This window comes from Streptomyces solincola (assembly GCF_002982015.1).
GTDB classification, from domain to species: Bacteria; Actinomycetota; Actinomycetes; order Streptomycetales; family Streptomycetaceae; genus Streptomyces; species Streptomyces solincola.
In genome coordinates this window covers 1-5,693 of record NZ_PVLV01000158.1, presented here as the reverse complement: position 1 = coordinate 5,693, position 5,693 = coordinate 1, and the positions used below count along the sequence as shown (strand labels likewise).

Below are 5,693 nucleotides of genomic sequence, written 5' to 3'. Positions count from 1 at the left end.
GGCACCTCGACGCGCAGCGCCTGCATGGCCCGCCCCGGGGCGCCGGCCGGCCGGTAGGCCCAGCCGTCCGCCTCGGCGGGCCCGGCCCGGCCGGCCCGCACCACCGGGTCGCGCTCCGGGGCGCTCTCCCCCAGCAGCTCGGAGACGGTCGTACCGTAGACCCGGGCCAGCCCCAGCAGCATCGGCAGCGAGGGCTGGCGGCGGCCGGTCTCCAGCCGGGACAGATGGGCCGGCGACAGCCCGGCGCGCCGGGCGGCGGTCTCCAGGGTCACCCCCCTGCTCCGGCGCAGCGCCCGCAGTCGGGGCGCCACGTCGGGCAGTGCGGCTGCCGTCGGTTCGGCCGGATCGGCCTCGGTGCTCATGGCACCATTGCGCCACCTCTTTGCCCCGAGGGCAAGAAGATTGCCTCAGAGGCAAGAGGCTCAGCGCTGGGCGACCGCCTGCTTGACCAGGGTGCGGCCGAAGTCCCACATCAGGCCGCCGCCGCTGTGCGCCTCGTCCATCACGGCAATGAACGCGGTGACGAACCGCTCCACCTCCCGCTCGCCGATGATCAGCGGCGGGATGAGCTTGATGACCTCCAGCCGGTCGCCGGAGACCTGGGTGAGGATGCGGTGGCGCCGGAGCAGCGGGACGACCACCATCTGGGCGAACAGCCCCCTGCGGGCGGCCTGGAGCATGCTCCAGCGGCCGCGCAGGCCCAGCGAGGAGGGGCGGCCGAACTCGATGCCGATCATCAGGCCGCGTCCGCGCACCGCGTGCAGCATCTCGTAGCGGCCGGTGAGCGCGGTCAGCCGGTCCTTCAGCTCCTGGCCGGTGCGGCGGGCGTTGGCGACGACCTGCTCGTCCTCCAGCACGGCGAGGACGGCGAGCCCGGCGGCCATGGCCTGGGCGTTGGAGCCGAAGCTGGCGGAGTGCACGACGACCCGGTCCATGGAGGAGAAGACCTTCTTGAAGATCCACTCCTTGCCGAGGGTCGCGCCGACCGGGACGTAGCCGCCGGAGAGCGACTTGGCCACGCAGACCAGGTCCGGCTCGGCCCCGTCGTCGTGCTGGTAGGCGTAGAAGTCGCCGGTGCGGCCGAGACCGGTCTGCACCTCGTCGGCGATGAGCAGCGCCTTGTGGCGATGCAGCAGCTCCTGGGCGGCGCGCAGATAGCCGCGCGGGGCCTCGTGCACGCCCTTGCCCTGGATCGGTTCCACGATCAGCGCGGCCACGTCGCCCCTGCGCAGCTCGCGCTCCAGGGCGTCGAGGTCGCCGAGCGGGACGGCGGTGTCGGGGAGCAGCGGGGCGAAGCCGTCCCGGAAGCAGCTCTCGCCGTTGACCGACAGCGAGCCGGTGGTCAGCCCGTGGAAGGCGTGCGCGCAGTACAGCACGCGCGGCCGCCCGGTGGCGCAGCGGGCGAACTTCAGCGCGGTCTCCACCGCCTCGGTGCCGCTGTTGGAGAAGAAGACCCGCGCCAGGTGCGGCGAGTGGGCGAGCAGCTTCTCGGCGAGCAGGCCCGGCAGCGGCGGGCAGTCGAAGCGGGTGAGGTCGGCCAGGGACAGGTCGAGCACGTCGTGCAGCGCCTGGCGGACCACCGGGTGGTGCCGGCCCAGGCCCATGACGCCGAAGCCGGAGAGCATGTCCAGGTAGTCGTCGCCGTCGGCGTCCCAGAAGTAGGCGCCCTCGGCCCGCTCGTAGACCTTGTCGAAGCCGATGGTGCGCAGCATCCGGGGGAGCTGCGGGTTGAGGTGGCGGCCGTGCAGTTCGTAGCGCTCGGCCGCCCGGTCGGCGAGCAGCGCCGGCAGGTCGAACTTCCGCATGGTGGAGCTCACTTGCCGGTGGCGGACTCGCGGGCGGCGCGCAGGGACTCCTTCAGCGAGCCCATGGTGGCGAGGACGGCGGTGGGCTCGTAGCCGCAGTGCGCCATGCAGTTGGCGCAGCGCGGGTCCTTGCCGCGGCCGTACTTCTCCCAGTCGGTGTCCTCGATGAGCTGGCGGTAGGTGGGCACATAGCCGTCCGCCATCAGGTAGCAGGGCCGCTGCCAGCCGAACAGCGAGTAGTTGGGGATGGCCCAGGCGGTGCAGGGGAAGTCGGCCTTGCCCTCCAGGAAGTCCAGGAAGAGCGGCGAGTGGTTGAGCCGCCAGCGGCGGCGGTTGCCGCCGGAGAACGCCTTGCGGAACAGCTCGCGGGTCTGCTCGACGCCGAGGAAGTGCTCCTGGTCGGGGGCCTTCTCGTAGGCGTAGGCGGGCGAGATCATCATCTCGTCGACCTTGAGGTCGTCGTTGAGGTAGTTGAGCACCTCGATGACGGTCTGCGGGGTGTCGGTGTTGAAGAAGGTGGAGTTGGTGGTCACCCGGAAGCCGCGCCGCTTGGCCTCCTTGATGGCCTCCACCGCCTCGTCGAACACGCCCTCCTTGGCGACCGACTCGTCGTGGCGCTCGCGCAGCCCGTCGATGTGCACGGCGAAGGCGAAGTACGGGGAGGGGGTGAAGTTCTCGATCTTCTTGCGCAGCAGCAGGGCGTTGGTGCACAGGAAGACGTACTTCTTCTTCTGCACGAGCTGCCGGGCGATCTCGTGGATCTGCGGGTGCATCAGCGGTTCGCCGCCGGCGATGGACACCATCGGCGCGCCGGACTCCAGCACCGCGCCGACCGCCTGGGCGACCGGCATCCGCTGCTTGAGCACCCCGGCCGGGTGCTGGATCTTCCCGCAGCCCTCGCACTTCAGGTTGCACGCGTACAGCGGCTCCAACTCCACGATGAGCGGGAACTTCTCCCGCTTGCGCAGCTTCTGTTCGAAGAGATACGTCCCGACCCTGATGGTCTGGCGGAGCGGCATGGCCATCTGGCTCACCTCCTGGGGAGCGGCAAGAAACGGTGCCATCGAAGAAACGCGGGCATGACCGAGCGGAGCACGCGGAAGGCTGATATTCCCCCGGTGACCGTGCCGATCCGCACCAGCTCGTGCTCGGGGGCGTCCACGACCACCCGGACGGCGGCAACCGGCCGGGGTCCGGCGGCCAGCGCGGCCCGCAGGGTGGCGGCGGACTCCATGTCGACGGCGATCGCGCCGCGGGCCCGCAGCAGCGCCCGTTCCTGGCCGCGCACCACGTGGTCGGAGCCGATGAGCGGCCCGGTGTGCACCCGGCGTCCGGGGGCGGCCTGCTCCAGCGCGGCGACCAGCGCTTCGACGCCCACGCACGGCGTCGTGCCGTCCGGGCCTCGGGTCTCCGCGGCGACCACCAGGTCCCCGGGGTGCATCCCGGGGAGCAGGCCCGCGCAGAAGCCGGAGGCCAGCACCGCCGCGCCGGCCAGCTCCGGGCCGGCCAGCGCGCCGGAGACCGCGCGCCGGGCGTTGTCCGGACCCATGCCGGTGCGCAGCACGGTGTACGGGACCGGGGCGCCGCCGCCGGGCCGGCGGGCGCTGCGCAGGGCGAGCTGCTCGATGCCCAGGGCGCAGGCGACCAGCAGGGGCGCGGGCCCGCCGGGCGGCGGGGCAGCCGTCACCGGCGGGCCTCGTCGGCCCGGGTGTCGGCGGCGGCCGCGGGCGGGCCGGCCGGGACGGGGCCCGGCTCCCCGTGCACGTACCGCCCGAGCGCGGTGAGCGGGAACACCTGCCGGTACAGGTGGTAGTTGATGGAGAAGTCCCAGGGGAAGCCGGTGCCGGTGAAGTACGGCTCGTCCCAGGAGCCGTCCTCCCGCTGGGTGCGCGCCAGCCAGCGCACCCCGCGCTCGGCGGCCGTCGAGTCCCGCTCGCCGGCGGACAGCAGGGCCAGCAGCGCCCAGCTGGTCTGCGAGGCGGTGGAGGCGCCGCGGCCGGCCCACTTGGGGTCGCGGTAGGAGCGCAGGTCCTCGCCCCAGCCGCCGTCCTCGTTCTGGACCGAGAGCAGCCAGTCGACGGCCCGGCGGATCGCCGGGTGGGCGGCGGGCAGGCCGGCGGCGACGAGCGCGGGGACGACCGCGCCGGTGCCGTAGACGTGGTTGACGCCCCAGCGGCCGAACCAGGCGCCGCTGTCCTCCTGGTGGTCCAGCAGCCAGGCGACGCCGCGCCGGGTGCGCGGGTGGCCGGCCAGGCCCTCCCAGGCGAGCATCTCCACCACATGGGCGGTGACGTCGGCCGACGGCGGGTCGATGACCTCGCCGAAGTCGCAGAACGGCAGCCGGTTGGGGAAGGGGCTCGTGTTGTCGGCGTCGAAGGCGCCCCAGCCGCCGTCCCGGCACTGCATCCCGGCGGTCCAGCGCGCGCCGCGCCGCACGGCGGCCTCGATCTGCGCCGGGTCGGGGTGGCGCACCCGGCGCAGCGCGAGCAGCACCTCGGCGGTGTCGTCGATGTCCGGGTAGTTGTCGTTGTGGAACTCGAACGCCCAGCCGCCGGGGGTGAGTCCGGGGCGGCGCACGGCCCAGTCGCCGGGGCGGACGATCTCCTCGCCGAGCATCCAGTCGGCCGCCTTGACCAGCGCCGGGTGGTCGGCGGGCAGGCCGGCGTCGGCGAGCGCGATGACGGCCAGGCAGGTGTCCCAGACCGGGGACTGGCACGCCTCGACCATCCGGGCGCCGTCCTCGCGGGTCACCGTGAAGCGGTCCAGCGACTCCAGGCCGGCCCGCATCACCGGGTGGCCCAGGTCGTAGCCGAGCAGATGCAGGGCGATCAGCGAGTAGACGGCCGGCGGCTGGATGCCGCCCCAGCAGCCGTCGTTCTCCTGCCGTTCGACGATCCAGCGGGCGGCGGCGTTCATCGCGGCCCGGCGCAGCGCGCGCGGGGCGATCCTGCGGTAGGCGCGGACGGCCTTGTCGATGCGCTGGAACGCGCCGTCCCAGCTCCGCCAGGAGGCCGGCTCGCGGGGCGGGTTGGGGCACCGGGGGTCGGTGTGCAGCTCGTCCAGGGCGAACGGGGCCGGGCGGACCGGCCGCTTGGCGAGCACCACGCTCATCGGCACGATGGTCTGCCGGGCCCAGCACCCGAAGTCGTAGATGTTCAGCGGGAACCACGACGGCAGGAAGATGATCTCCGGCGGCAGCTCCGGCAGGTCCTCCCACCGCCACCAGCCGAACAGCGCCAGCCAGATCCGGGTGAACACCCGGGCGGCGGCGATCCCGCCGTGCCGACGCACCCAGTCGGCGGCGCGCTCCATGTGCGGCTCGTCGGGGAGGTCGCCGGCCAGCCGCAGCGCGACGTACGCCTCGACGGTGGCGGACAGCTCGCCCGGGCCGCCGTAGAAGGTGGCCCAGGTGCCGTCCTCGCGCTGCTCGCCGCGGATGTGCAGGGCGGCGGCGCGCAGGGTGCCCTCGTCGAGGATGCCAAGGAACTGCCGCAGCAGCAGGTCCTCGGCGTCCATGGTGACGTTGGTCTCCAGGTCGCCCTTCCACCACCCCTCGGCGTCCTGCCGGCCCAGCAGATGGGCGACGGAGCGCTCGGCGGCCCGCGCCGCGGCCTGCCGTACCTCCTCGGCGGCGCCGGTCTCGGGCGCGTCGCCCGCGCCGGTGACGGCCGGCACCCCGGTGCTTCCCTCGGTCTTCGCGGTCATGGCTTCCCCTCAATGCAGTCGGTGTGCTGCTCATGCGGGAGGGCCACCGGCCGGCGCGCGGGGCGCCGGCCGGCGACGGCGAGTCATATCAGGAAGGTCGTCATCATCCGAGGCGGGAGTCGGGGCTGGAGTCGGGGATCGTATGGAGGGGGCGGCGGGGACGGGGCGGGGCGGCGGTCAGCG

Annotated in this window: 5 protein-coding genes; all 5 read right to left on the bottom strand. The window is 73.7% G+C overall.

Annotation, left to right across the window (positions count from 1 at the left end):
* The coding region (locus C6N75_RS12305; RefSeq protein ID WP_146132553.1) for a helix-turn-helix domain-containing protein at nucleotides 1-362 on the bottom strand (362 nt) is incomplete at its 3' end.
* Nucleotides 363-422: 60 nt separating this feature from the next.
* A complete protein-coding gene (locus C6N75_RS12300) occupies nucleotides 423-1,805 on the bottom strand; it encodes an aspartate aminotransferase family protein (RefSeq protein WP_105868916.1) in 1,383 nt (460 codons plus the stop codon).
* Between the two features lie 8 nt (nucleotides 1,806-1,813).
* Nucleotides 1,814-2,830, bottom strand: coding sequence for an adenosyl-hopene transferase HpnH (hpnH, locus tag C6N75_RS12295; protein WP_181160450.1), 1,017 nt, complete (start codon nucleotides 2,828-2,830; stop codon nucleotides 1,814-1,816).
* Between the two features lie 5 nt (nucleotides 2,831-2,835).
* Nucleotides 2,836-3,492 carry a phosphorylase family protein gene (locus tag C6N75_RS12290; protein WP_105868914.1) on the bottom strand — a complete coding sequence of 219 codons (657 nt, stop codon included), beginning with the start codon at nucleotides 3,490-3,492 and terminating at the stop codon, nucleotides 2,836-2,838.
* Nucleotides 3,489-5,510 carry a squalene--hopene cyclase gene (gene shc, locus C6N75_RS12285; protein ID WP_105868913.1) on the bottom strand — a complete coding sequence of 674 codons (2,022 nt, stop codon included), beginning with the start codon at nucleotides 5,508-5,510 and terminating at the stop codon, nucleotides 3,489-3,491. Before shc ends, C6N75_RS12290 begins: the two co-directional genes overlap by 4 nt.
* Nucleotides 5,511-5,693 lie beyond the last annotated feature (183 nt).

Bases quoted from the DNA above. Each gene is read 5' to 3' on its own strand.
- C6N75_RS12300 (WP_105868916.1), bottom strand. From the start codon at position 1,805: ATGCGGAAGTTCGACCTGCCGGCGCTGCTCGCCGACCGGGCGGCCGAG.
- shc (WP_105868913.1), bottom strand. From the start codon at position 5,510: ATGACCGCGAAGACCGAGGGAAGCACCGGGGTGCCGGCCGTCACCGGC.
- hpnH (WP_181160450.1), bottom strand. From the start codon at position 2,830: ATGGCCATGCCGCTCCGCCAGACCATCAGGGTCGGGACGTATCTCTTC.